This is a genomic window from Salinarchaeum sp. Harcht-Bsk1 (genome assembly GCF_000403645.1).
Lineage (GTDB): Archaea > Halobacteriota > Halobacteria > Halobacteriales > Salinarchaeaceae > Salinarchaeum.
Window position 1 is genome coordinate 2404635 of sequence record NC_021313.1, and the last position, 24687, is coordinate 2429321.

The 24687-nt window shown below is 66.9% G+C and carries 28 protein-coding genes and 1 tRNA gene; 11 read left to right on the forward strand and 18 right to left on the reverse strand.

Annotated features, from left to right (window positions below):
* Positions 1 to 140: 140 nt before the first annotated feature.
* The 5 genes from L593_RS10955 to L593_RS10975 form a co-directional block, all read right to left on the reverse strand.
* Positions 141 to 671, reverse strand: a complete 531-nt coding sequence (locus tag L593_RS10955) for a 50S ribosomal protein L16 (protein ID WP_020447031.1) — start codon at positions 669 to 671, stop codon at positions 141 to 143.
* 137 nt (positions 672 to 808) lie between these two features.
* Positions 809 to 1039: a helix-turn-helix domain-containing protein gene (locus tag L593_RS10960; protein ID WP_236608584.1), complete on the reverse strand. Its 231-nt coding sequence runs from the start codon at positions 1037 to 1039 to the stop codon at positions 809 to 811.
* 171 nt (positions 1040 to 1210) lie between these two features.
* Positions 1211 to 1987, reverse strand: a complete 777-nt coding sequence (locus L593_RS10965) for a GTP cyclohydrolase IIa (protein WP_020447033.1) — start codon at positions 1985 to 1987, stop codon at positions 1211 to 1213.
* Positions 1988 to 2129: 142 nt separating this feature from the next.
* Positions 2130 to 2354, reverse strand: a complete 225-nt coding sequence (locus tag L593_RS10970; protein ID WP_020447034.1) for a hypothetical protein — start codon at positions 2352 to 2354, stop codon at positions 2130 to 2132.
* A 151-nt stretch (positions 2355 to 2505) separates the two neighbouring features.
* Positions 2506 to 2700, reverse strand: coding sequence for a cold-shock protein (locus L593_RS10975; protein WP_020447035.1), 195 nt, complete (start codon positions 2698 to 2700; stop codon positions 2506 to 2508).
* Between the two features lie 168 nt (positions 2701 to 2868).
* On the opposite strand from L593_RS10975, the gene L593_RS10980 reads away from it, so the two are divergent.
* Entirely contained in the window at positions 2869 to 3606 is a 738-nt protein-coding gene (locus L593_RS10980; RefSeq protein ID WP_020447036.1) for a DUF429 domain-containing protein, read from the forward strand.
* Positions 3607 to 3662: 56 nt separating this feature from the next.
* On the opposite strand, the gene L593_RS10985 is transcribed toward L593_RS10980, so the two are convergent.
* The gene (locus L593_RS10985; RefSeq protein WP_020447037.1) at positions 3663 to 5723 is read right to left on the reverse strand and encodes an ABC transporter ATP-binding protein; all 2061 of its coding nucleotides are present in this window, start codon (positions 5721 to 5723) and stop codon (positions 3663 to 3665) included.
* A 141-nt stretch (positions 5724 to 5864) separates the two neighbouring features.
* Between L593_RS10985 and L593_RS10990 the strand changes: the two genes are divergently transcribed.
* The 3 genes from L593_RS10990 to L593_RS11000 all read left to right on the forward strand — a co-directional run bounded on the left by L593_RS10990 (position 5865) and on the right by L593_RS11000 (position 7522).
* Entirely contained in the window at positions 5865 to 6464 is a 600-nt protein-coding gene (locus L593_RS10990; RefSeq protein WP_020447038.1) for an FxsA family protein, read from the forward strand.
* Between the two features lie 69 nt (positions 6465 to 6533).
* A tRNA-Ile gene (locus L593_RS10995) sits at positions 6534 to 6607 on the forward strand.
* 186 nt (positions 6608 to 6793) lie between these two features.
* Entirely contained in the window at positions 6794 to 7522 is a 729-nt protein-coding gene (locus tag L593_RS11000; RefSeq protein ID WP_020447039.1) for a sugar phosphate isomerase/epimerase, read from the forward strand.
* Positions 7523 to 7545: 23 nt separating this feature from the next.
* Here L593_RS11000 and L593_RS11005 read toward each other — a convergent pair whose 3' ends face one another.
* A complete protein-coding gene (locus L593_RS11005; protein ID WP_020447040.1) occupies positions 7546 to 7950 on the reverse strand; it encodes a YlbF family regulator in 405 nt (134 codons plus the stop codon).
* Positions 7951 to 8161: 211 nt separating this feature from the next.
* Here L593_RS11005 and dph2 point away from each other — a divergent pair, with 211 nt between their 5' ends.
* Positions 8162 to 9241 (forward strand): diphthamide biosynthesis enzyme Dph2, encoded by a 1080-nt coding sequence (gene dph2 / locus L593_RS11010; RefSeq protein WP_020447041.1) that lies wholly within the window; start codon positions 8162 to 8164, stop codon positions 9239 to 9241.
* A 47-nt stretch (positions 9242 to 9288) separates the two neighbouring features.
* On the opposite strand, the gene L593_RS11015 is transcribed toward dph2, so the two are convergent.
* The 7 genes from L593_RS11015 to rio1 all read right to left on the reverse strand — a co-directional run bounded on the left by L593_RS11015 (position 9289) and on the right by rio1 (position 16626).
* Positions 9289 to 9477 (reverse strand): hypothetical protein, encoded by a 189-nt coding sequence (locus L593_RS11015; protein ID WP_020447042.1) that lies wholly within the window; start codon positions 9475 to 9477, stop codon positions 9289 to 9291.
* 213 nt (positions 9478 to 9690) lie between these two features.
* Positions 9691 to 9879, reverse strand: a complete 189-nt coding sequence (locus L593_RS11020; RefSeq protein ID WP_020447043.1) for a hypothetical protein — start codon at positions 9877 to 9879, stop codon at positions 9691 to 9693.
* A 274-nt stretch (positions 9880 to 10153) separates the two neighbouring features.
* Positions 10154 to 11080, reverse strand: coding sequence for an ABC transporter permease (locus tag L593_RS11025; RefSeq protein WP_020447044.1), 927 nt, complete (start codon positions 11078 to 11080; stop codon positions 10154 to 10156).
* A 2-nt stretch (positions 11081 to 11082) separates the two neighbouring features.
* Positions 11083 to 12195 (reverse strand): ABC transporter ATP-binding protein, encoded by a 1113-nt coding sequence (locus L593_RS11030; RefSeq protein WP_144060751.1) that lies wholly within the window; start codon positions 12193 to 12195, stop codon positions 11083 to 11085.
* 5 nt (positions 12196 to 12200) lie between these two features.
* Positions 12201 to 15125: a S8 family serine peptidase gene (locus tag L593_RS11035; RefSeq protein WP_020447046.1), complete on the reverse strand. Its 2925-nt coding sequence runs from the start codon at positions 15123 to 15125 to the stop codon at positions 12201 to 12203.
* 124 nt (positions 15126 to 15249) lie between these two features.
* Positions 15250 to 15537, reverse strand: a complete 288-nt coding sequence (locus L593_RS11040) for a hypothetical protein (RefSeq protein ID WP_020447047.1) — start codon at positions 15535 to 15537, stop codon at positions 15250 to 15252.
* Between the two features lie 120 nt (positions 15538 to 15657).
* Positions 15658 to 16626, reverse strand: coding sequence for a serine/threonine-protein kinase Rio1 (rio1, locus tag L593_RS11045; protein ID WP_020447048.1), 969 nt, complete (start codon positions 16624 to 16626; stop codon positions 15658 to 15660).
* A gap of 305 nt (positions 16627 to 16931) precedes the next feature.
* Between rio1 and L593_RS16060 the strand changes: the two genes are divergently transcribed.
* From L593_RS16060 to L593_RS11060, 4 genes are all read left to right on the forward strand, one after another.
* Positions 16932 to 17078, forward strand: coding sequence for a hypothetical protein (locus L593_RS16060; RefSeq protein ID WP_020447049.1), 147 nt, complete (start codon positions 16932 to 16934; stop codon positions 17076 to 17078).
* Positions 17079 to 17723: 645 nt separating this feature from the next.
* The gene (locus L593_RS11050) at positions 17724 to 17999 is read left to right on the forward strand and encodes a PadR family transcriptional regulator (RefSeq protein ID WP_020447050.1); all 276 of its coding nucleotides are present in this window, start codon (positions 17724 to 17726) and stop codon (positions 17997 to 17999) included.
* 170 nt (positions 18000 to 18169) lie between these two features.
* Positions 18170 to 19438, forward strand: coding sequence for an MgtC/SapB family protein (locus tag L593_RS11055; RefSeq protein ID WP_020447051.1), 1269 nt, complete (start codon positions 18170 to 18172; stop codon positions 19436 to 19438).
* 71 nt (positions 19439 to 19509) lie between these two features.
* The gene (locus L593_RS11060) at positions 19510 to 20874 is read left to right on the forward strand and encodes an aminotransferase class III-fold pyridoxal phosphate-dependent enzyme (protein WP_020447052.1); all 1365 of its coding nucleotides are present in this window, start codon (positions 19510 to 19512) and stop codon (positions 20872 to 20874) included.
* Between the two features lie 21 nt (positions 20875 to 20895).
* On the opposite strand, the gene L593_RS11065 is transcribed toward L593_RS11060, so the two are convergent.
* Positions 20896 to 21225 (reverse strand): hypothetical protein, encoded by a 330-nt coding sequence (locus L593_RS11065; RefSeq protein WP_020447053.1) that lies wholly within the window; start codon positions 21223 to 21225, stop codon positions 20896 to 20898.
* A 91-nt stretch (positions 21226 to 21316) separates the two neighbouring features.
* Positions 21317 to 21469, reverse strand: a complete 153-nt coding sequence (locus L593_RS16065; protein WP_187292619.1) for a hypothetical protein — start codon at positions 21467 to 21469, stop codon at positions 21317 to 21319.
* Positions 21470 to 21681: 212 nt separating this feature from the next.
* Between L593_RS16065 and L593_RS11070 the strand changes: the two genes are divergently transcribed.
* Together L593_RS11070 and L593_RS11075 are read left to right on the forward strand one after the other, a co-directional pair.
* Positions 21682 to 22683 (forward strand): Gfo/Idh/MocA family protein, encoded by a 1002-nt coding sequence (locus L593_RS11070; RefSeq protein ID WP_020447055.1) that lies wholly within the window; start codon positions 21682 to 21684, stop codon positions 22681 to 22683.
* Positions 22680 to 23462, forward strand: a complete 783-nt coding sequence (locus L593_RS11075; RefSeq protein ID WP_020447056.1) for a hydroxypyruvate isomerase family protein — start codon at positions 22680 to 22682, stop codon at positions 23460 to 23462. The genes L593_RS11070 and L593_RS11075 overlap by 4 nt, the downstream gene beginning before the upstream one ends.
* 15 nt (positions 23463 to 23477) lie before the next feature.
* On the opposite strand, the gene L593_RS11080 is transcribed toward L593_RS11075, so the two are convergent.
* Positions 23478 to 24011: an N-acetyltransferase gene (locus tag L593_RS11080; RefSeq protein WP_020447057.1), complete on the reverse strand. Its 534-nt coding sequence runs from the start codon at positions 24009 to 24011 to the stop codon at positions 23478 to 23480.
* A gap of 125 nt (positions 24012 to 24136) precedes the next feature.
* Positions 24137 to 24487: a hypothetical protein gene (locus L593_RS11085; RefSeq protein ID WP_020447058.1), complete on the reverse strand. Its 351-nt coding sequence runs from the start codon at positions 24485 to 24487 to the stop codon at positions 24137 to 24139.
* Between the last annotated feature and the right edge of the window lie 200 nt (positions 24488 to 24687).

Genomic DNA, 24687 nt, shown 5'->3' on the forward strand with positions numbered 1-24687 from the left:
CGTTTCGGGGCGATCCGCCCGACGGTCGCTGTTCGTTCCCCGACGCCGCAGCTATCCGGTCGCGAGTGAGTGAAAACGTGAACCGCTGCGGACCGCCCGCCTCGACGCAGTTGCCCTCGGAGAGGGCAGGTGATCGCGAGTTACTGAACGAGCAGCTCCTCGCCGCGCTCGACGTCGATGCGGCAGGGCGGCGAAATCTTGTTGTAGGCACGGCGGTAGGCCTCCTTGACGGCCTCGGCCTGCTCGACCTCGCAGTAGCAGGTCAGGAGGCGCTCGTTGGCGTTGATGCGTGCGGCGGTCCCGACGACCTTCCCGAACGCCTGGCGCATGCCGTCGGAGACGCGGTCCGCACCCGCACCGGTGGCCTGCTTGTTCTCCCGGATGACGTGGTGGGGGAACTTGCGGAGCACCATGCGGTAGGTGTTCTCGCCGAGTTCCTCGATGAGGTAGCGGTTCGCGGAGAGGCGGGAGGCCTCCATCGCGTCGTGACGGAGCTGGACCTCCTCCTCGACCCGGAGGCTGATCTGTACGGGGTAGTCCTCGGGCTGTCGCGAGGAGTCTCCCATCTGGTGCTGGGCGATCTTTGATCCGGGGATCCCGCTGATGTACTCCCGTCGCGTATACGGGGGCTTGCTGATCTCCCGGTACATGGAGGCGGGCTTGTCGACCATGATTACTACCGAATGCTCAGACCCAGCGCGCGAATAAAGCCTTCGAACCCCGGCTCCGCGTCGGCCGTTCGAACGGGCTCTTCGGCCCGTTCACTGGGAGGGGATCGAAATCCGCGGGGAACGACAGCGTCGTCGTTTCAGGCAACGGCGACGAATCCGTCGTCCGTCCGCTGGACGAGGTCGCGGCCAGTGAGCGCGTCCATGACCGAGAGGAGCGTCAGTTTGGGAACGTCCAGCACGTCGTGGAGTTCACCGACGGAGGCACCGCCCGTCACGGCGAGGGTGAAGTAGACCAGCTTCGCACGAGGACTATCGAGCTCGGCGGGGAGCGGCTCGAGGCGCGGATCGTCCTGGGTCGCCATGCTCATGGTGAACGGTAATTCGACGAACCACGCAAAGAAACTACCGGAGCGTTTCAGCAGTGGGTCCCGTTAGCACTGTTCGTGCGAGCACGTCACACTGCCAGTTTCGACCTATTCCATCAGATCGACGTTCGTGATGGCTGCCGGGGCGCTCCGGACAGACAACTGACGACAGGTTCAGTCGGCGGTCGGCACCGCGAGTCCCTCGATTCGTGAACCGTCACGGCGACAGGCCTCGAGTGCGAACTTCGCTTCCATCCCGGCCTCACTCGCCGTGGCACCCTCGCCGATCCCGACCTGAAACGCGACTCCGACCTCGTCGGCGACGTGCTCGATCGCGGCCTCGTAGTCGCTCGCGTCGAGGTCGGGACAGATCGCGATGACGTTGTCGCCGCCGACGAAGAAAGCCAGGGCGTCGTGACGTTCGTAGAGGTGCGTCGAGAGCGCGTGCGTCGCACCCTGGACCTCGAGGTGGGCGCCGTAGGCGTCGACGCTGTCTGTGAGTTGGCCGGTCACGTCCACGACGTCGAAGTGAGCGACGCGGACGGTGCTGCCGCCGTCGTCGCTGCTCCCGAGCGGTTGGCCAGCCAGCACTTCGGTCCGTGCGGCGTCCTGTGCGCTGCCTCGCTCCTGGAGGAGTGCCGTCGCCTCCGCGAGGGCGGCGGCCGGGCGCTCGTCGGTGCCGATCGCCGCGCTGACGGTTACGGGATAGCGCTCGTCGATCGCGGTCTGAATCGCCCCGTGGTCCTCTCGGTCGAGGCCGTTCGTGACGGCGACGACGTTGTCGAAGCGCGTGACGAAGACGTAGCCGCCACGGTCCCCGACGGCGTCGGCGAGGTCTGCGTAGAGCCGTGCCTGGAGCGCCTGGAGCTCCGGTTCCGGGCGGGGCTCGGGCGTGACGGTCCAGGGGCCGTAGTTGTCCAGCTGGAACAGCGTCACCTGCGTTGCGGTCACGGGTAGAGGGTTGCCGACGCTGGGTTATTATTTTTGTTATCCATCACGGATGCGAAGGGGACCGGACGGCTTTTGTATCGTCAGCGATCCTCGACCCGGCCAGACCCTGTCGCTACGCAGTCTGGGATGGTCGCGACGACACTCACTGCTCCTTGTCGTCCCCTCGCAAGAACCGATCGGCCGACATTGAAAAGAAGTAGATCCCTATGAACAGCGCGAAGCCGACTGCGAAACCGGCGAGCTCGAGGCGTCCGACCCCGGAGGGACTCGTCGCGGAGACGATCCCCACGGCGAGGACGAACAGGAGCAGGGTGAACGCCCCCATGACGAGGGCGAACCCGGTGTCGCTCTCGGGAAGCAACTGCATGAGGGTCGATTGCCGATTCGTGGCCTAAACGGTATTGATCCCAGCGAGCGCAGTCGCTCTGCGCTCGGTCGGCGCCGTCGACGAGAGTGGTCGACGACGCTACCGCTACGAAGTCGTTGTTCTGTGAAGAATCGCGCTCAGCGTCGAGGCCTTACAGCCGGGTGACGTTGGTCGCGCGGGGGCCCTTGGGGGCCTGTTCGATTTCGAATTCGATCTCCTGGCCTTCCTCGAGGTCGGGGCCGCCAACGTCCTCCATGTGGAAGAAAACGTCCTCGTCCGCGTCCTCTGTTTCGATGAAGCCGTAACCGCCAGTGTCGTTGAAGAAGTCAACCGTACCGGATGCCATTGCAACCAATCAGATGCCCGCTCTCCGGATAAGGCTTCCGAGACAGTCCTCGCCGGGTGAGCGTCTCCCACGATTCGACGATCCACCGACAGGCGGGTCTCCCGAAGTCCGACGAGGACGACCCGGCCCAGGCGTGGACTTTTGCCACAGTGGTTCGAACTGGTTCGCGTGTCAGCACCGGCCGCTTCCGTCGGGATCGCAAACGCCGGGAGCCCCTGGATAGCCGTTGCCTTCGACGGCGATGGCTTCGTCGAAGCGGTCGTCGCCGAGGAAGTCGGTGCGCTCTGGGGCCGATACGGCGAGACCGCCGACAGAATCGTGGTCGGCGTCCCGACCGGGCTCGTCGAGAACGGGGCTCCGCAACGGGAGTGCGACCGTCTCGCGCGCGAACACCTGGGCGAGCGCGCGGACGCGATCGTGACACCACCGTCGCGTGAGGCGACTCGCCGGCGCCGGTATCCGGCGGCCCGGCGCGTCCACGAGCGAACCACGGGCGGCGACCTGTCGGAGGCTGCGTTCGACCTCGCACCTGCGATCGCGGCCGTCGACGAACTCCTGCAGGAAGTGCCCGAGTCTCGCCACGTGGTCCGCGGGAGCCATCCGGAACTCGCTTTTCGCGCGTTGACGGACGAGCCACTCGCTCACGATCCGGCGACCGCGGGTGGGTACGCCGAGCGGATGCGCATCCTCGCCGACCACGATCGCGACGGCCCACCGACTGTCCAGTCGGCCGCGGAAGCCGTCGCGGGCGCAGCCGTCCCGATTCACGCGGTGCTCGACGCCCTCGTCCTCGCCTACACTGCCCGTCCGGAGAACGGCGATTTGCGGACGCTCCCTGTCGACCCGCCGACCGATCCGACCGGCCTCCCGATGGAACTCGCGTACCGCGCAGAACGGCCGCTGTAATCGCCCGACGTCGCAGTAGCACGGCGGATCGGCGGGGAAGCGGTGCCACGCTGGCGTCAGTCGTCGTCGCCGCGCGTGGATCGATCGGCCGGCGGCCGTTCGGCTGCGCGCTCCCGTGCTTCCTCGAGGAACGCCTCGGGCAACGACTCGATCTCTCCGGCCTGGACGCCCCAGAGCGACGCGTAGAGCCCGTCGCGGTCGATGAGCTCCTCGTGCGTCCCACGCTCGACGATCTGCCCGCCCTCGAGCACGAGGATCGTGTCCGCCTCGCGGATCGTGGAGAGCCGGTGGGCGATGACGAACGTCGTGCGATCGACAGCGAGCCGATCGAGCGACCGCTGGATGAGAAGTTCCGTCTCCGTGTCCACGGCGCTCGTCGCCTCGTCGAGCACGAGGATATCGGGGTCGCGCAGGACGGTCCGTGCGATCGAGAGCCGCTGGCGCTGGCCGCCCGAGAGCTTCACGCCGTCCTCCCCGATCCGGGTGTCGTAGCCCCGCGGCAGGTTCTCGATGAACTCGTGCGCCTCGGCCATCTTCGCGGCCTCGACGACGTCCTCGCGGCTCGCGTCGAAGCGACCGTACCGGACGTTCTCGGCGACGGTGCCATCGAAGAGGACGACGTCCTGGCTGACGTAGCCGATCGACTCTCGGAGGCTGTCGAGCGTGCACGCTCTGACGTCGTGGCCGTCGACCCTGATCGAGCCGTCGGTCACGTCGTACAGGCGGAGCAGGAGTTTGCACACGGTGGACTTGCCAGCGCCGGTCGGTCCGACGAGCGCGACGGTCTCGCCCGGTTCGGCCGCGAAGTCGATACCCTCCAGGACGAGGTCGTCGGTGGTGCGTCCGGCATCGTCGGCGGTGCGTTCGGGAGCCTCTTCAGCGTCGATTTCCGATCCATCCCCAGGACCGTCCGCGGCGGCCGCGGTCTCGGTTCCTTCCGCAGCGGCCAGCGCACTCTCCGGATAGGCGAAGTCCACGTCGTCGTACTCGACGCGTCCGGCGGGATCATCGAGGACGACTGGGTCCTCGGGATCTTCGATCCGGACGGGTACGTCCATCAGCCCGAAGACGCGCTCGCTGGAGGCCTTGGCGTTCTCGTACTGGTCGACGATGTTGCTGACCTCTGCGAGTGGGGTGACGATCCGCTGGGTGAGGAACACGAACGTCACGAACTCGCCGACGCTCAGCGAGCCGGAGAACGGAGCCGGGGGTCCCGAAAACAGCCAGATTCCACCGACGACGAACGTCGCGGCGAAGGCGATGCCGGCGAGCAACTCCATCCCCGGCCGGTAGAGGTAGTTGAGCTTCAGCACCGACATCGTGTGCTGGAAGTAGTCGTAGGAGGCGTTGGTGACCTTCTCCGTCTCGCGGTCCTCCGTCGCGGAGGCCTTGACGAGTTCGATGCCGCTGAGGCTGTTCTCGAGGCGGGTGTTGAGGTCGCCGACGCTCGACCGCTGGGCGACGTACCTGGGTTCCACCGCGCGCATGAACCACAGCGTAAACGCGATCATGACCGGGATCACGGTGAGCGTGACCAGCGCGAGTTGCGGGTTGAGATAGAAGAGGAGCGCCGCGATCCCCAGCAGCATGACGCCGAGCCGCGCCGAGTTCTGGAGTGCGTTGTCGAGGAAGACCTCCAGATTCGACGCGTCGTTGTTCAGGACGCTCATGACCTCCCCAGTCTGCTTGTCGTCGAAGAAGGGCATGTCGAGGCGCTGCATCCGGGCGAAGGTATCCGTCCGAACCTCGTGCATCACGCGATGGGCGAAGACGTTGGCTGCGACGCCGTAGACCCACGTAAACACGCCCGTCGCGACGAACGCGCCGACGATCAGGGCCGCGGAGAACCAGAACTGTCCGGACTGGCTCGTCGGCACCCACGCTTGCGGGAGGAAGGGCAACGAGTACTGCCCGTCGCCGACGAACACCGCGTCGATCGCGACGCCCAGCACAAGCGGTGGCAGGAGGCTCGCCGATCGCGCGATCACGTTCGCGACCATTCCGATGGAGAACCACCGGATCTCGGGGAGTCCGTACTCGCGGAACAGCCGCGAGAGTGGGCGATCCACCTGGTCGCGGTAGCGCTCGAACACGCTGTCGTCTTCGGCAGTCGCCATTCGCTTCTCCGGAGTCTGCCGAGCCGGTTTAACCCCGCGGAGACGGCAGCACCGCCCGAGTTCCAGGCCGGTCCTCGCGGCTTCGCACGTCCGTCGGCACGAACGCCAACGGTTTTCCCGAACGCGCCGGTACCTCGGGACATGCGAAAGTGGCTGCTGGGCCTCCTGCTCGCGATCCCGCTCGTCGACGCCGCCGTCCTCGCGTGGCTGGGGACCCTGCTCGGCTGGGCGGAGGTCGTCCTCCTCGTCGTCCTCACCGCACTGATCGGCGGGTTGCTCGTCCGCGCCGAGGGTCGCCGGACGATCCGTGGCATCCAGCGTTCACTCGCCGAGGGCGAGCCGCCCACCGACGGCCTGATCGACGGCGGCCTGCTCATCGCCGCGGGTGCATTCCTGCTGACGCCCGGCGTCGTCACCGACGCGATCGGCTTCCTGCTCGTGATCCCGGTCACGCGGGCGCCGATCCGCTGGGCGCTCAAACGGTGGATCATCGTCCCGAAACTCGACGAGAAGACCGGTGGCTTCGCCTCCGGCAACGTCTACACGTTCGGCTTCCCGCAACCGGGCGAGAACGAGGGCGTCGATCCCGAGGACTTCGACCTCGGCGGGCCGGGGCCGTTCGGCAGCACTGCGACAGAGGAGACCGACCAGAACGGCGAGGCAGGCGGATCTGGGCCCAGCGGTGACGACACGGTCGATCTCGGCAGCGACGAGTACGACGTCGAAGACGACGATCGCTGACCCGACGCCCGCCCGCGGGCAGTCAGTTAGAAACCCTTTTGAGCAACCTCCGATTAGCGGTGACCGCGAGGGCCAATAGCTCAATCAGGTTGAGCGCTCGGCTGATAACCGGGAGGTTCTCGGTTCAAATCCGAGTTGGCCCATGTTTTCCGCGAATCACGTGCGAAGAGCGATAGCGACGAGCACCTGTGAGCGGATAACTGTCGTAACGAGGATTTGATCCCTGCCAGTGGCAGCCCGCGCAGGGCTACAGGCCCGAGCAGGAATTTCACGTTCCCACTCGACGATCGCTGCAAAAGCACTTTCCACTGGCTCCCCTATGCGCTGGCATGGCACGCACGGCGATCCAGCTCTACACGCTCCGGGAGGTCGATAGCTCGCTCGACGATCTGCTCGAGATGGTCGCTGCGGCCGGGTTCGACGCAGTCGAGTTCGCGGGACGAGAGACCAAGTACGAACCCGACGAGGTCGTCGACATGCTCGCACGGAACGGGCTTGAGGTCGCCGGCGCCCACGTCGGCATCGAGGACCTCGAGGACGATCCCGACGGACTGGCCGAACGCTACGAGGCCATGGACTGTACGAATCTGATCTGTCCCGGGATGGATCCGCGACACTTCGAGAGCCAGGAGGGAGTCGCGACGGCGGCCGGCCGGCTCGAAGTCGTCGCGGACGCACTCGAAGACACCGACTGCACGCTTCACTACCACACGCACACGCAGGAGTTCCAGCAGATCGAGGGCGGCCTCGCGTTCGAGGGATTCCTCGCGGCGACGGACGTGTCGATCGAACTCGACGTGGGCCACACGCTCCGTGCCGGCGAGGACCCGGCCGACTGGCTCCGGCGCCTCGAGGGTCGGGCGGAACTCGTGCACTTCGCGGACGTCGACGTCGAGTCGGACGAGTCGGTCCCGCTGGGCGAGGGCGACGTCGACCTCGCGGCCTGTGCCGAGGCAGCGGCCGAGATCGGAGCCGACTGGTACGTCTACGAGTACGAGGGAGCGGATCCGCTCACGACGATCGACGACGCTGCCCAGAAACTGATGAATCTGACCTGATACGAGAGGACGGTCCCAGTCGATCAGTCGACGCAGCACCCGCCGGCTTCCTCGCCGAAATCCAGATCCGCGAGCGGCTCCGAGATCGCCTCGTTGATCGTCTCTAGGTGTCCGGTCAGGTCGGCCTGTGCCTCGAGGTACTCCTCCATGACCGGGAGTTCGTGGAGGGACTCCTGGGCGGACTGCAACGTCTGGAGGTCCGCCTGGCTCGCCTCCCCGATCTGCCGGGCGAGCATGAACTCCTCACGGAGCTGCTCGACCTCGGCGATTCGCTCCTGGGCCTCCTCGTGGTTCTCGACGTCGGCCTTCGCGGCCTCGTATCGCTCGTAGGCTGGCAGCTCTGTGATCGCCTCGCCGAGTTCTCTCCCGAGCGCCTCGACGTCCGCGTCCGCGTTCGCCTCCCCCGCTTCCTCCGCGTCGATGCTCATGTCGCCGAAGTAGCTGGCGAGCGCGTTTCAAGCTGCCGAAACCACGGCGAAGTGACCGGGATTGGCTACCGGCGAACCGCTCGGATGTCCCTCCGGACGGTTCCGCAGGCCACCGTCGTCGAGGACTCTCAGTTCTCCACGACGTCGAGCCAATCGCCGGTCGAACGCGAAACCACGGGCGTTATCCGCTCCGGACCGGTAGGACGGTGCAATGAGTCAGCAGTCGAGCGACCGGACGGAGGGCGACCTCCGAAACACGGGGATGTCGCTCAAGCACGACCGGGAGTGGGACTACGAACTCGAGCGCATCGAGGCGGCCGTCGAGGAGCGCGACGCCGACACCGTCGGCCTGCAGTTTCCCGAGGGCCTGAAGCGTCGCGGCCCGGCCGTGGCCGACGACATTCGGGACCTGATCGACGCGGACGTGACGGTGCTGCTCTCCGGGCAGCCCTGCTACGGCGCCTGTGACCTGGACACATTCCTGATGAAGCGATCGGACGTGTTCGTCCACTTCGGCCACTCGCCGATGAAGGAATCGGAGAAGATCATCTACGTCCCGCTCTTCTCCAACGTCGATCCGTTCCCGATCATGGAGGAGTCGCTGGCGGAGCTGGCGCCACCGACCGAGGACGACGCCGAACCCGACGAGTCGGCGGATCCCGACGTCGGCCTCGTGACGACGGCCCAGCACATGAACCGCTTCGAGGAGATGACCGAGTGGCTCGAGGAGCGGGGTTACTCGGTCCACACGCGCAAGGGCGACGACCGGCTGACCCACGAGGGACAGGTCCTCGGCTGCAACTACGCCTCCGCCGAGGTCGACGCCGACCAGGTGCTCTATGTCGGCGGCGGGAAGTTCCACCCGCTCGGCCTCGCGATGGAGCACCCCGAGAAGACCGTCGTGATCGCCGACCCCGTCAACAACGTCGTCACGGTCGCGGACACGGAGCAGTTCCTGAAGCAGCGCTACGCGTCCGTCCACAAGGCGATGGACGCCCAGAAGTGGGGCGTCATCTACTGCACCAAGATCGGCCAGGGCCGCTGGGACCAGGCCGAGGCGATCCTCGAGGACAACGACGACGCCTACCTCATCACGATGGACGAGGTGACGCCCGATCGCCTGCGGAACTTCGACATGGACGCCTTCGTCAACACCGGCTGTCCGCGGATCACGACCGACGACGGCCCGCAGTTCCACAAGCCGATGTTGACGCCGGGCGAGTACGAGATCGCGGTGGGCAACGAGCCACTCGACTCCCTCTCCTTCGACACCTTCCACGGAACCTGGTGACCGCCCCTCGATCCGCCCGCGTCAGCGCCACGATCGGTCAATCAGCCTCAGTCGTTGTTGCCGCCGGGGATCCGCCGCTCGCGATGTCGGTCCCGCTCGGCGCCAGCAACCATCCGCTCGCGGTCCGTGCTCGCCGTTTCGGGAGTCGGCGTCAGCAACCGGTAGAGGCCGTAGATGACGACGGGGTGCAACAGGAGAGCGGCGAAGGCTCCAGCCAGGAGTACCGATTCGACCATAGGATTCCCTGGCGCTCCAACCACGTTGTTACGATCTCCGTACCGTCTAGACAGGCATAGTTTCGAAATCGGTGTCGTAACGCCACTTCTCGTATTGAATCAGTACCAGCGGGAACGCGTTCTTCTGCGCACGACGGCTGGGAGGTAGGGAGCACCGGACGTTTGGCGTCGGGGCCACTCCGGACGGGCGATCAGGCTGTCACTAACTGCTTTTCAATCGCCGTCGCGACCATTGCTCCCCGGAATCGTCCGACTCGGGGCGTTCTGGGTCGTGCTCGAGGGCACTGCGCGTCCGTCCGATCGGTTCGCGTCGCTCTTCGACCACTCCAGGAGCAGATACGTGCCGAACGGGAGGATCGTGAGGCCGAACAGTGCGACGCCGAGGATTAGTGGGTCCACCATGGTATCGACTCGTTCGTAGCTAATTACACATATCTAACCATCTATGTTAATTCTTTCTACTCGCTATGTTTACTATCGCTACAACAGAAGTAACACCCTCGGCGGTCCTGCCAGGAGAATCGGCGCCCGGTCTGGTCCTCGTTAGCGAGGTGGCCGGTACTCGGTTTCCGAGACGGACTCAGCGAAGCGTGGCCTCGCCAGACCGTCCGAGGATCCCTCGGCTGATCGCTCGTCGTGTCGTGGATTCGAAGGCGTCCGATGGTGGGGCATCCCGTCAGGCCGAGACGTCCATCCGCTGGAAGCGGTAGGTCGCGTACGCAAGCAGTCCCACGGAGATGAGGACGATCGCCAGGAGCGAAACCACGGGCTCGACGTGGCCGGCGAGGTCGAGCGACTCGGGAAGATTCTCGGGCTCGGCCTCGGCCTGCTTCGCGTCGTAGACGCCGGTGAACGTCGTGATGAACGCCTGGGTCTCGGCGTCGAACCCGCCGTTGACCGTCTCGATCAGCACGACGAAGGCGTTGCCGAAGTGGTAGTTGACGTCCAGCAGGTAGAGGTAGTAGTCCTCGTATGTGGCGCCCGCGAGGGCCCTGACCGGGAAGAACGCGAAGTACAGGGCCGGGACGACTAGCGACCCCAGCCCGGTCTGCAGGCGGTTGCCGGTCCGGACGGCCAGCGTCAGCCCAAGCGCCGCGACGAACACAGCGATCAGGAGGACGAACGCGAGCAATCCAGGGAGCGCACCGAAGAGTCCCTCCTCGAGCGCCGCGGCGCTAGTACCCGAGAACTCGAAGATGGCGAGGCCGGTGAGCAACAGGCTCGCGATCCCGACGAACAGGACGAACCCCACGATCGCTCCGAACGTGCCAAGCAGGACCTCCCAGCGCCGAACGGGCTTGCTCAGGAGGATCTGTAGCGTCCCCTGCTCGGCCTCCTTGGCGAGCGAGGTCGCACTCGCGATCGCCCCGAGGAGCATCAGCGGGATCGATCCAGCCCAGAGCACCGAGATACCGAGGAACGTCCGGTAGAACTCCGCCTCCTGCTGGGCGAGCGGGGCGCTCGCGACGTTCTCCAGGTCGTTGCTCGCGAAACCGATCGCGAGGAAGAAGAGGACGCCGCCGAAGACGAGGAAGTATCCGAGGAGGACGAGCGGCCTCGCGAGGTCCGCGACTGTCTTCCGGAGGATCAGGTGGAACCGCACGCTCAGTCACCTCCCTCTCGTCCTGGGTCGTCGGACGCCGGTGCCGCCTCCGGAGCGTCGGCACCGCCCTCGGCAGCAGTACGGGTAGCCTCTCCGGTGACGCCGCCCGCGGCGGTCCCGTTCTGGGTCTCTTCGATGAGGTGGAGGACGGCCTCCTCGAGCCCGTCCTCCCGTTCCATCGACCTGAGTCCCAGTTCCGCGTCCCCGATCATCCCCTGGAGCTCGATCGTGAAGTCCTCCGGCTCCGCGGGAACGGCCGCCACACGCCCGCCGTCGCGTCGTTCTACTCGTTCGACGGTCGGATGGTCGGCGAGCAACGTCGCGAGCCGGTCGTTGTCCGTCGTGTCGACGACGTACGTTTCGGTGCTGACGGCCGACCGGATCGCCTCCAGCGGTCCGGAGCGGGCGACCTGGCCCTCGGCGAGGATCGTCACGGTGTCGACGAATCGCTCGAGCTCGGCGAGGACGTGGCTGCTGACGAAGACCGTCATCCCCTCCTCGGTGAGGTCCTGCAGCGAGTCGATGATCGACGCCCGCCCCTCCGGATCCAGCGTCGCGGTCGGCTCGTCGAGGATCAGCAGCTCCGGGTCGTGGATCATCGCCTGGGCGAGCCCCAGCTTCCGCGCCATGCCGCCGCTGTACCCGCCGATGGTCTGGTCGGCGGCGTCCGCGAGGTCGAGCCACTCGAGCAGTTCGTCGGCACGCTCGCTGGCCTCGTTCCTCCCCATCCCGGCGACGCGACCCATGTAGACCAGGTAATTCCGGCCGGTCATCGACTCGTAGAACGCCGGCTCCTGTGGGGCGTAGCCGATCTTCGCAGTTGCGGCGTAGGAGCCCGCGGGATCGCCGCCGATGCGCACCTCGCCCGCCGTCGGCGAGACGAGTCCGGTCAGCATCTGCATCGTCGTGGACTTGCCCGCGCCGTTGGGCCCGACAAACCCGTGGATGCTACCTCGCTCGACGGTAATATCGACGCCGTCGACGGCGGTCAGGTCGCCGTATCGCTTCGTCAGGTTCCGCGCCTGGATCATCGGCGTCTCGGCAGGTGTTGCGGTCGAGTCTGCGTCCGTCGTCGCCTCCGCGGTCTCGATGCCTGTGGTGTCCTTTTCTTGCACGGTGGTCACCTCGTAATCCGTCGTCTGGCGTACGGGACGAGCAGTGCGACCAGCGAGAGCCCAGTGGCGCCGTAGAGCACGAGGTGCCACGCCGAGTCCTCCTCGACCGAGCCAGCGCCGTCGAGGCCCACGATCTCCGATTCGACTTCGCGGAACTCGTTGCCAGAGATATCGCCGACAGCTGCCCCGTCGGTCACTTCGATCCCGATCGCTGCCCCCTCGACGACGTTGTTCCGAATCGGGCCCGGTTCGGCGTCGAGCTGATCCAGTCTCGACTGTGGGGTCCCGACGCGGATCGCCGTGCCTCCGATTCCGCGGAACCGGTTGTCGGCGACTTCCCTCGCCAGACCGTCGAGCGCGAGCCCCGTCTCGACGTCGTGGACGTCGTTCCCGCGGACGATCGTGGCTCCTGGGCCGATGATCGAGATGCCGACGGTCTCGCCGGTCACGTCGTTCGCCTCGACGACGGCCGCTGGCGCGACCCGAACGTCGACGCCGGTGTCCCCGCCACGGACCGTGCCGTTCCGGATCGTCGCCGCCGAAGGCGCGTCCGTCTCGCGATTTTGCGGTTCGGTGCCGATCTGCACCCCGGCTGACGCGCCCGGTGCATCGATCGTGACGCCGTCTATCTCGACGTCGTTCGCGCCGACGTAGATTCCCGGGCGGTCCGACGCGCCGTCGATCTCGATCCGGGGCGATGCATCTGTAGCGGCGACCAACGACACTGGCTTGTTCAGTCTCAGGGTGCTCGGGCCGTCACCGCCGGACCCGGAGAACGTCGCGTCGCCGAGTTCGATCGTCGTGCCCGGCGCGACGAGGTCGACGGGTGCCTGGATCGACGGGACCCGCTCGCCGACGCGGAGGGGATCCGAATGGACCCGTACCGTCGGAAGCTCGCCGAACCGGTCCTCCCCGTTCCTCGAAACGGCGAGGTCGGCCGTGACCGAACCGACCCGTGCCCCCTCGGGGACCTCGATCGTGACGGTGAACTCGGGGGTCCGATCGACTGCGTCGACCTCCACTGGCTCCCCGAACTGGGCCGATTTCCCGTTCACGCGCAGTCCGAGGTCCGCTCGCTGGAGCAGCCCTTCCGTCGTCACATCGACGGTTGCGAACTCGACGTTCGCGGCGGTGAACGTCGCCGTCGCGGCCCCGCCAGCCTCGATCCGGTCCGGCGGCGCCTCGGTCAGTCCCACCGCTGGCCCGTCGGCGGGGGTGGGCGTGAACTCGACCTCGTTGGTCGACGCCGGGTCGAGCATCGTGGCGTCGACCTCGTACCCGATGGCGCCCGCACCGATCGGCTGCTCACCGGCAGGCAGGGTTAGCTCGAAGCGCCCCTCGGCGTCGGTCCTCGTCCGCCGCCCGACCTCGGCGCCGACCAGTGCGCCGGGCATCGGCGACCCGTCGGGTCGATAGACGGTGCCGGTGATCGTGTGGCCGGCGACGAGCTCCGTCGCGGCGAACAGCGCGCTGGCGACGCCGGCTCCGTAGCGGTCGTCCTCGCCCGGATCCACGGCGAAGGGATCGTCCCGGTCCGGGTGCACCGCCGCGTCGACGAGGGCTCGCTCCAGGTCCTCGACGCCAACGCCGTCGGCGTCGGCCGCTCTGGCGGCCGAAAGCGCCAGCGCTGCTGCGCCGGCGACCTGGGGTGCTGCGGCGCTCGCCCCGCCCGCCCCTGAGTAGCTCCCTCCGGGCTCAGCGCTCGGGACCTCGACCCCCGCGGCGGTGACGTCGGGGACGGTGTACTCGTCTGGCCAGCCGTCCGGGGCTGCTCCGCCCCAGTATCGGTCGGTCAGGATCCGCTCGCCGCCCGAGAAGTCGGTGACGGTCCCGTCCCGATCGACCGCGCCGACGCCGACGACGGTGGGCATGTTTCCGGGGCTGGCGCTGGTGTAGTGACCGGCGTTCCCGACTGCCCCGACGACGAGCACGCCACTTGCCCTGGCGTTCTCGAGGGGCTCGACCAGCTGTGCGGGGTACGACAGCGGACCGAGGCTCATCGAGACCACGTCGACGCCCTGCTCGATGGCCCACTCCAGCCCCGCGACGATCGGTGCGAAGGCCAGCCCGTCCTCGCCAACCACCTTCGCGTGGTAGAGTGCGGCCGCTGGTGCGACGCCGTACTGAACGCCGTCGTCCGTCGTATCCCCTACCACGAGCCCACTGGTTCCGGTCCCGTGCCCGTTCGGATCGTAGGGATCACTCTCCACGCGCTCCCCGCCGTCGTCGAACTCCATCCAGCCGCCGCGATCGAGTGCAGACTGGATCCCCTCGTGGCCCTCCGGATCGACGCCGGAATCGAGCACTGCGACGTCGACGCCCTCGCCGCGGGCACCGTAGAAGTCCCAGACCGTTGGGGCGTGTATCTGCTCGAGGCCGTAGGAGGGCCCTGCGCCGTCGCCCTGCTGGCCGATCCGCGCACTGCCGGCGGTCGTCGCGCTCTTCGCTCTCCCGGTCCTGCGGCGGGCGCCGTCAGTTCGGTCCTTGGCCCGAGGCAGGTCGCTGCCGACGGCCGAATCTCGATCAATCGCGCCCTCAGTCATCGACGTCGCGTCGTTTGGACGAATCTCGCTGACGGCGTCGACTGCTGCGATCGCTTCGAGCGTGACGACGCCGGGATCGACCCGCGCGAGGACTGCGTCTGCGAGCCAGAACTCGCGGCGTATCTCGATTCCTGCCGTGGTCGCGGCGAACCGACGGAAGTTGTCGTGGGACGCGCCGGCATGCTGTTTGAGTCGCGATACTGCGTTCTCCTCGATCGACCGTGGGTCGTCGATGCCCTCGAAGCGCACGACGACGTCGAGGGGCTCGTCGGCAGCGGCGGCTCGGTGCCACTCGGCGTCCAGACGCCCCGCAACCGTAGCGAGTCCTCCGCCGCCGACTGCCCCGAGAAACGCGCGTCGACCGGTCGACGGGACGGAATCCGGCATTGAGTAGGAAGCGATTGCGCGAACAGCCAATTAACGATTATGGCAGATTCTGCCAGCAAGCGGCAGGACGAAAAATGGTGCGGGCATGGACCGGTGACGGCGTAGCGAGGCCGTGCCCCGTCCCTCAGCGCCGATCGTCGATCGCGGAGAGCTCCCGTTGCTGGCTCTCGAACGGTGCCACCGCCACTCGGACCGATCCACGGCTCATCAGGTACCCGTCGACGAGCCCGTCGGCGTGGGGCGGCGCGTCCTGGACCCAGACGGTGTGTTCGCCGTCGGCGGAGAGGTCGCGCGCCCACTCGTCGGCGGCCTCGCGATCCTCGAACTCGTGGCGCGCGCCCTCGCGGTTGATCGTCTCACCGACGGCGGCGTTGTGGCGCCGCGCGGACGACTTGATCTCGACGAGGTACATGATTCGTGGTGTGCTCCCTGCCTCTCTGGCTCTTTCACTCTACCTCTCTGCTCTCTGTCTCGCTGACTCGCTGTCACTTTGCCTCTCTATCTCTCCGTCGTTCGTCTTTCCGCTCCCGATTCAGTTCGCCGGCTCGGCGTTCTCCCGGACCCACGCAGCGAGTTCGTCGCCGTCAGCGTCGACCCCTTGCCGGGCGAAGAATGCTGCGACGTTCTCGCAGTCCCGATCGAGGAACTCGTCGGCGTTGGGGTGGTGGATCGTTACTGCCTGCCCGACGTCGATGACGACCAGTTCGCCGTCGTGGACGAGCAGGTTGTACTCCGAGAGGTCGCCGTGGACGAGGCCGGCGTCGTAGAGCCGGCGGACGTACTCGCGGACGACCTCGTAGGCCGTCTCGGGATTTTCGACGTGGACCTCGTCGAGGCGGCGCCCGCGCTCGCCGGCAGCGCCGACGAACTCCATCACGAGCACGTTGCGTTCGGCGGCGATGGGCGTGGGGACCCGGACGCCTGCTTTGCGGGCCCGTTCGAGGTTCGAGAGTTCCTTGCGCGTCCACGCGAGAACGATCTTCTGCTTGTCGCCGAGTTCCTCGAAGCGCGGGTCGCCGACGAGGTACTCGCGCATGTCCCGGAAGTTCGAGGCGTTGATCCGGTAGACCTTGACGGCGACCGCGAGTTCGTCGGCGGGGTCCTCGCCACTGCGTCCGCGCTGTCGAGCCGATCCCTCGATTTCGCCCGCGGTCCGGGTGGTCGCGGATACGTCCTCACCGGCCAGGACGTTTCGGGCCCGGTCGCCGGCGAGCGCCTCGTAGACGTTGGCTTCCTTGCCCGTCGAGAGCGGCCCGCCGAACGCCGCGATGTATCCGTCCTGGACCAGTTTGTAGAGCGCGGCGAAGGTCGCGTCGTCGAAGACCGAGGCCTCGACCTTGAACTGGTCGGCGTCGCGGATGCGTTTGCGGAACTCGTCGAACTCCCGGTCCCGTTCGCGTGCGATGCGGTCGGCCTCGGTGTCCGAGACGTCGAGTTCGGGCCACTCGTCGCCGACTTCGTCGACGGCGTCTGGCTCCACGAGCCCGAATTCTCCTGCCATCTGCGTTCGGGTAGACCCTGGAGCGACAAAAGGGACACTCCCGCTGCTCGGTTCCGGGGTCGAATACTCACTGTCGGTTCGATCGGTCCACGCACGAGATGGCCGCCTCCCGATCGTCGCCGGGGATGCATCTCGATGGGCCAGAATTGCTATGCCCGTCGCGTGTGTTTCGGGGTCATGGTCGAGACCAGTTCGCCTGGAATCGTCGTGCTCGCCGATCCGTCGACAGTGGGACTCGGGACTCGCGCCGCAGAGCAGGGCTCACTTTCGGGGAACTGACGGGACTGGAGGGCCTGGGTTGTACCATGCGCTCCGAGGACGAAGTCCGCGAGCAGTACGAGTATCTGGCAGAGCAACTCGAAGACGAGGACATGCGCCACGAGGGCGTGCGAGAGCTCTTCACCCACTACAAGCGAGCCCTGGGGTGGGTACTCGAGGAAGAGCACATCTAAGCCACCAGTACTCGGTTCGTCGCCGGTCTGTCTGCCAATTTTGGACATCGTGTCCTCGGTATCGGGACTGATAACTTCGATACGTTTAAGGGGGAACGGCAATTTGCCTCAGGTGACGCTTCGCTTGGAGGGCCGAAGCGTCAGCGGGGACCAATTCAGGGCGGCAAACGGCCGGATTTTTCGTCCGGCCGTTTCCTGCTTTCTGTTGTACGATACCGACGAGCGGCTGCGACGTGCGAGCGTTCACTGACTGTTCCGACTCCCGTTTGCAGATCCGGTTTCCGCTGGCAGTTCCGACTCCCTTTGCAAATACGTGGATGTCGACGATCGTGATGGGTCCCGGAGCCCCGACGGCGGTGCACACGACCTTCTGTCGCACACCGCTCCCTCACTCCGGGACGTGTCACGATCGACCGACCGACCCGCACCTGATCGGTCGCTGATGGCACGAATCGACGGGACAGCGTGCCGGAAACGATTCCGGAAGTGCCGGAATCCTGATGGACGTCTGACGCTGACCGTACTCGTGATAGAACGCCGTATATGGCGGTTGCGTCGCCCGAATTACGCCAGTACGCTCCCGGATCCGTCGAAAGCCGATATACTTATTTAATTCCGACAATAAGCTGCTCCCGAACTCGCCTCATGTACGATCTGACAGGATTCCAGCGCGATCTCCTCTACACCATCGCGGGCAAGGAGGAGCCCCACGGCCTCGCCATCAAGGACGAACTCGAAGACTACTACGAGAAGGAGATCCACCACGGACGGCTCTACCCGAACCTCGACACGCTCGTCGACAAGGGACTCGTAGAGAAGGGACAGCTCGACCGCCGGACGAACTACTACATGCTCACCAGCCGCGGCAAGCGCGAGATCGAGGCGCGCCGCGAGTGGGAGGACCAGTACGTCGACCTCTGATCGCGCTGCCAGCGACTTCGGACGATTTCCGCGGGTCAGCTCCGGGGGCCTCAGACCCGCTCGATAGCGTTGCGTTTTCGGTACGGCTCCTGTCGCTACTTCGTGGATAGCTGATCTGCACGCCGCACCCGACGCCCACGATTAAGTAGCCGCCTCTCCAATTTCCGCGGGTGTCGATCGCCCTCCAGCTCGGGAGAGCCCCGCTCGAGGAGCCGGTCGTCCGGCTGGTGCTCGCAGCGGCGCTCGGACTCTTCCTGGGCCTCGAGCGCGAGTGGTCGGAGAAAGCTGCTGGCGTCCGGACGTTTGCGTTGACCAGTCTCCTGGGAGCGTCGCTCCTGCTCCTCGAGGAACCGTGGCTGCTGGCGCTAGGTGCCGTCCTCGCACTGGCCCAGGGCGCCATGCTCTCGATCCAGGGGCTGCTCGATCCGGATCGCGGTCTCTCCCTGACGACGTGGGTCGCCCTGTTCGTCGCGTACGCGGTTGGCGCGCTCGTCGCCGCAGAGTTCGTCCTGGAGGGCGTCGCGGTCACGGTCGTGACGTCACTGCTCCTCCTCGAGAAGCGCGAACTCCACTCGTTCGCGGGTGGACTCTCTCGCCCAGAACTCCGCTCCGTTTCGGAGTTCGCGATCCTGGCGTTCGTGATCTATCCGCTCCTTCCGACCGGGACCGTCGAACTCGCCGTCCAGTCGGTCACCGTCTCGCTCGAACCTCGGGTCGCGTGGGCGATGGTCGTCACGGTCGCCGCCATCGGCATCGGCAACTACGCGATCGTGACGACCTACGGCGGCCGGGGCGTCGCGATGACCGGCTTCGTGGGCGGCCTCGCGTCCTCGACGGCCGTCGTGGGAACGATGGTCGATTACGTCCGGCAGCGGCCGGACGCCAGCGGCTACGCCGTCGCGGCGATTCTCCTCGCCGTCGCCGCGATGGCGATCCGGAACCTCGCGATCGCACTCACGTTCACCATCGGGCGGGGACTGCTCGTGGACGTCGCCGTGCCGCTCGTCGCGATCGTCCTCGCTGCTGGCCTGCTCGCCGCACGGTCCGCCGAGTGGTCCGAACCAGTCGAGTTCGACCTCGAGAGTCCCTTTTCGGTCAGGAACGTCGTCGGCTTCGGCGCCGTCTTCGCGGTCGTCCTCGTCGCCGGCTCCATCGCCGAGCAGGAACTCGGCCAGCTCGGCTTCTACGCCGCGACGGCCGCCACCGGTTTCGTGTCCTCCGGCGGTGCCGCGACCTCGGCGGTGATCCTCTACCGCTCCGGAACCATCGACGCGAGTACTGCAACGATCGGTATCTTGCTCGCGTCCGGTGCCTCCATCGTCGTGAAGGTCGGGCTCACTGCGCTCGGCGGCGATCATCGGTTCGCCCGCGAGGTCGCGATCCGCTCCGCGATCTTGCTCGTCGTCGCCGCCGTCGCGACGCTGTTCGTCGTGCTCTAATCGACGGATCTGTACAGGAGTGTCGCGGCGCTTGTCCCCGGATTTTTCACGATCGTCCGTAAACATCTGGCATGGACCGCGCCAGCGCGGAGCCGTCGGTGAGGAGCGTGCCGGGAGCACGAGCGAGCCGCTGGGTCGAGGCACACCACGAACACGCTGCCCCCTCGACGCACGTCTACGAGTTCGTCTGGGACCACACGGCGCCCGCCGCTGGCCCCTTCTGTACGGACGTCGACGGCAACGTGCTCTTGGATTTCACCAGTCACGTCGGCGCCGCGCCACTGGGCTACGAGAACCGCCGCATCCGCGAGAAACTCGACGCGTTCGACGTTCCCGACCCTGCGAAGATCGCTGGCCAGGACTTCTACGTCGCAGGTGGCGAGGGAGGGCCAGCGGAGCCCGAGTTCCCCGGTCCCACCCAGCTCCAGGATCGCCTCGCCGACCGGTCTTCAGACTACGGGCTCGATACCGTCTTCCTCTCGAACTCCGGCGCCGAGGCGGTCGAGAACGCGATCAAGATCTGCTACGACGACACCGGCGGTCGGCGCGGGATCACGTTCGAGGGTGCCTTCCACGGCCGCACCCTCGGTGCACTCTCGCTCAACCGTTCGAAGCAAGTCCACCGCCACACGTTTCCGGACGTCGGCGGCATCGTCGACGCTCCGTACTGCGACGACGCCGGAACCGATCCTGGGACCTGCGACTGCGGCTTCTTCGTCGACGGTGGCGACTCGTCCGTCCTCCGTCGCAAACTGGATCCGAACGCTGGCCACCTGCCGGCCGACGAAGTCGCTTACATTATCGTCGAACCCATTCAGGGCGAGGGCGGCTACCGCATCCCCTCCGACCCGTTCCTCGAAGAGCTGTCCGACCTCGCCGCGCTCCACGACATCCCGATCGTCGTCGACGAGATCCAGTCGGGCATCGGCCGGACTGGCGATTTCTGGGCGGTCGACCACGGCCCCATCGAGCCCGACGTGATCGCCTCTGCGAAGGCGCTCCGGGTCGGTGCGACGATCGCGGACTCGGACACGTTCCCCGAGACGGAGGGCCGACTCTCTTCGACGTGGGGCGCCGGCGACGTGCTCGCCTCGCTCCAGGGCGTGCTGACGCTGGACGTCATCGAGGAGGAGAATCTCCTCGCGAACGCGACCGCCCGGGGCGAGCAGTTCCTCGACCTGCTCGCCGACGCCGACCTGCCGGGTGCCGTCGACGTCCGCGGCCGCGGCCTCATGCTCGCGGTGGAGTTCGACGAGAAGGAACGCCGCGACGCGATCGTCCGCGAGTGTTTCGAGCGCGGCCTCCTGCTCCTGGGCTGTGGCTACAGTACGATCCGGTTTCTGCCGCCGCTGGACGTCCGGGAGCGGGAGGTGTCGATGGGCGTCGATACGTTCGCGGACGCCGTGCAGGCAGTCAGGGGCGTCAGGGAGCACTGAACTCCCCGCAGTGCACGGGCTTCAGAACTGGTAGCGTCGATCGTCGTTCTCCGCGGGCTGGGGGAACTGGCCCGCCCCGGTCATCTCGTCGTAGGTCATGCCCGAGAGGTACTCGTCGTAGGTCACGTCGTAGGTGCTCCGGAGGTGGAAGTCGAGCCGGCCCGTCTCGACGGTGGACTGGAAGAAGAGGTGGACCGCGCGCTTGACGATCTCGTCGGCGTCCTCGGCGTCGAGAACGGTCTGGAGCATCGTCAGCTCGCGGCGCGTCTCCTCGTCGAGCGCCAGTTCGAGGTCCTCGTTCAGCGCGTCGTATGTGGCCTGCACATCGGCTTCCAGATCCTCCAGCGTCATGTACCGAGAATACGCCCCGGCGGGGATAGGGGTTTCGTGGTGCGGTCGAGAAAGGCCCCGATTCGATCGCCGGTTCCCTGCTACCGGCGGTCTAGCTACCATCCCTGCCGTAGTACCCCATCGCTCCAAGCGTGAACAGGCCGACGATCACCACGCTCACCAGGTCGACACCCATCACGGCGAAGAGGAACAGTGCCGCGAGGACGAAGAATCCCCACGCGAGCGGGCCGTTCGGATCGACCATTACGTGCCGCGTCACCACGGTACAGACAAAATCGTTCTGGTCTCGTCGACCGGAACGATCGACCAGGACCGGCGACGGGCACCCAGGCAACAGCGAGCGAGGCTGGAAGCGATTCGACGCCCGCGGCGGTTCCAGGTCGATGTCTCCGGGGATGCCGGCAACCCGCTCGCCGGCCCGACCGTTCATGGGTCAGCACGCAGGATCCCCAATCGATGACAGTCACCATCGGCTTCGTCGGCGCCGGCGGCATCGCGGAGTGGCAGCACTTCGACATCGTCGAGGCACGGGACGACGTCGAGGTCGCGGGCATCTGCGACGTCAACCAGGCTGCAGCCAGCGAGGCCGCCGAGCGCTTCGACGCGACGGCCTACACCGACCACGAGAAGCTCTACGACGGCGAGGACCTCGACGCGGTCTTCGTCTGCATCCCGCCGTTCGCGCACGGCCCCGCCGAGATCGCTGCGGCCGAGCGCGGGATCGACCTGTTCGTCGAGAAGCCCCTCGCACTCTCGGTCGATCGGGCGCGGGAGATCCACCAGGCGATCGATGCCGCGGACGTGCTCGCCGGCGTCGGCTACGACTGGCGCTACTCCCGGGGCGTCGAGCGCGCCCAGGAACTCCTCGACGGCCGTACAGTCGCCACCATCGAGGGCCGCTGGTGGGGCGGCGTCCCCGGCGACGACGGCCACTGGTGGCGCGAGTTCGAAAAATCGGGCGGACAGATCGTCGAGCAGGCCACGCACGTCTACGACACCGTGCGCCTGCTCGCTGGTGACGTCGAGGCCGTTTCGGGCGCAGGCTCTCACCGCCTCGTGGACGCCGTCGACTTCGCGGATTCGACGTCCGTCACGATGGAGCACGAGTCCGGCGCGATCAGCCACGTCTCGACGACCTGTGCCGCCGAGGACCACGACGCACACCTCGAGGTCGTCGCCGACGGCGCGACGCTCCGGATCACCGAGGAGGAGATCACCGGCACGGTCGACGGCGAGGACATCGAGGAGTCCTTCGACGTCAATCCCTACGCCGTCGAGGTCGACGCGTTCGTCGAGGCGGTCGCTGCGGGCGACCCGTCTCCCATCCGCTCCACGTACGACGACGCCTTCGACACGTTCGCGCTCACGATGGCCGCGAACGAGGCGCTGGACGCTGACGGACGGGTCCAGCCCGCAGCGATCGACGACGGAACCGACGCCGGGGAGGCCGACCAGTGAACCTCTCCGTCGTGCCCTGGGGCTTCTTCCCCGAGGCGTCGACCGCCGAGCAGATCGAACGCGTCGCCGCGGCGGGCGCGGACGCCATCGAGATCCTCGACCTCGGCGAGCTATCCCCCGAGGAGGCTCGCGATCACGCTGCCGATCACGGCATCGACGTCGCGGTCCTGCAGGCCAGCGGCGAGACCGTGGGCATCGACAACGTCGCGCCGGCGATCGTCGATCCCGGGAGCGTCGAGCAGTCTATCGCGGAACTCGAATCGTCGATCGAGGCTGCGGCGGCCGCTGACGCCCGGAACTGCCTCGCCGTCGTCGGGCAGCGCCAGCCGACGGTGCCCCGCCACGAGCAGCGGAGCGCGATCGTCGAGACGTTCCGGTCGGTCGCTCCCGCCGCGGAGGACGCTGGCGTGACGGTCGTCCCGGAGGTCCTGAACGCCGTCGACGACCACCCGGGGTACTTCCTCACCGATCCCGGCGAGGCCTACTCGATCGCGGAGGCGGTGGACTCGCCGAACGTCGGCTTCCTGCTCGACGTCTACCACCAGCAACGCGAACACGGCAACGTCGTCCCGACGTTCGAATCCACGATCGACCACGTCGAGCACGTCCACTTCGCCGACGCACCTGGCCGCAACGAGCCGGGGACCGGGGAACTGGCGATGGAGCGGATTCTCACGGCGCTGGACGAACTCGGCTACGACGGCTACGTGGGCGCGGAGTTCTCGGCGACCGGCGACCCGGACGAGACGCTCCGCGACGTCGTCGAACTGGTGCCCTGAGGGAGAGGTACGCAGCTACAGTTCGCGGGCCATCTGGAACTCGCCGCGGTGCTTGTCCGTCACCGAGAAGCCGACCGTCCGGTAGAGGCTGACGGCGATCGTGTTCGACGGTTCGACGACGAGCGTGACGCGCTCCACGCCCTCCGACCGGCCCAGCGCCAGGAGACTCCGAACGAGTTCGGTTCCGATGCCGGCGGACTGGTAGTCCGGCCGGACGAAGATCGCGAGTTCGGCCTCGGCGTCGCCGTAGGGAACGAGCACCGCGTGACCGACGATCCGCTCGGTCGCATCCGGTGCGTCCTCCGGTTCCTCGTGCCAGGCGACGACGTTGTGTCCTTCGAGGAGGTCCTCGATCCAGGCGCTCCGCCGTGGCGCGGATCGAGGCGGAATTCCCTGAGCGCGCGACTCGTCGTCGAAGTACTCGTAGAAGTCTTCGAGCGGGTCCAGCCCCCGCTCGTATTGCCGGAGGTGTATCGTGCGGTCCCGCTGGTCGGTGAACGTGCGTGCGACGGCGGGAGACCTCGGGCTCCGCGCGTCTGCGGTGGTCATTCGCTCTCACTTCGGGTTCGACGCTCAAAGCCTCCCGCCGCATTCCCGCTTGCTGGGAGTCCGAGTGGCAGAGTGGGGGTCCGGACGGTACATCCTGCGAGGGTAGCCGAGTGTGTCTGGGTTCCTCACGCCGTTTCGGTCGCCCACTCGTCGAGGGTCTGCTGATAGCCCGTCGACGTCGGAAGCGGCTCGTCGCAGTACTCACAAACAGGCTCGTCACCGGGAACTCGGGCGCCACAGTTCTCGCAGTTGATCCGGGGGGATTCCTCGGAGACGGTGACCGTCCGCGTGCTGTCCATCGACGCGCCGCCGACGATCAGTCCCAGACCCACCGCGAACCAGATAAACGGGTGGACGGCTACCATGATACCAGCAATCGGCGGGGCGAGCAGCGCGATGCCCACGAACACGACCACGCTGCCGTGGGGAACCTGCCGCTCGGTCACGTTCGTATCCGCCGGCTCCGTCTCGCTCATATTCCAGCCCATTCGCGCCTTTGTAAAGATGGTTTTCCCGCCCGTTCGTTATTCGATTGGCAGCTGGCTATTCGCCAACTACTCCCATTTGCCCGATGCGAGCCGTGTGACGCCGCCGCACGCCAAATCGGAAGCGGCACCCTTTTAATACCGGATCAGGAAGACATCGCTACAGTCTAGTGGCGAGGCGTGGAAGCGTC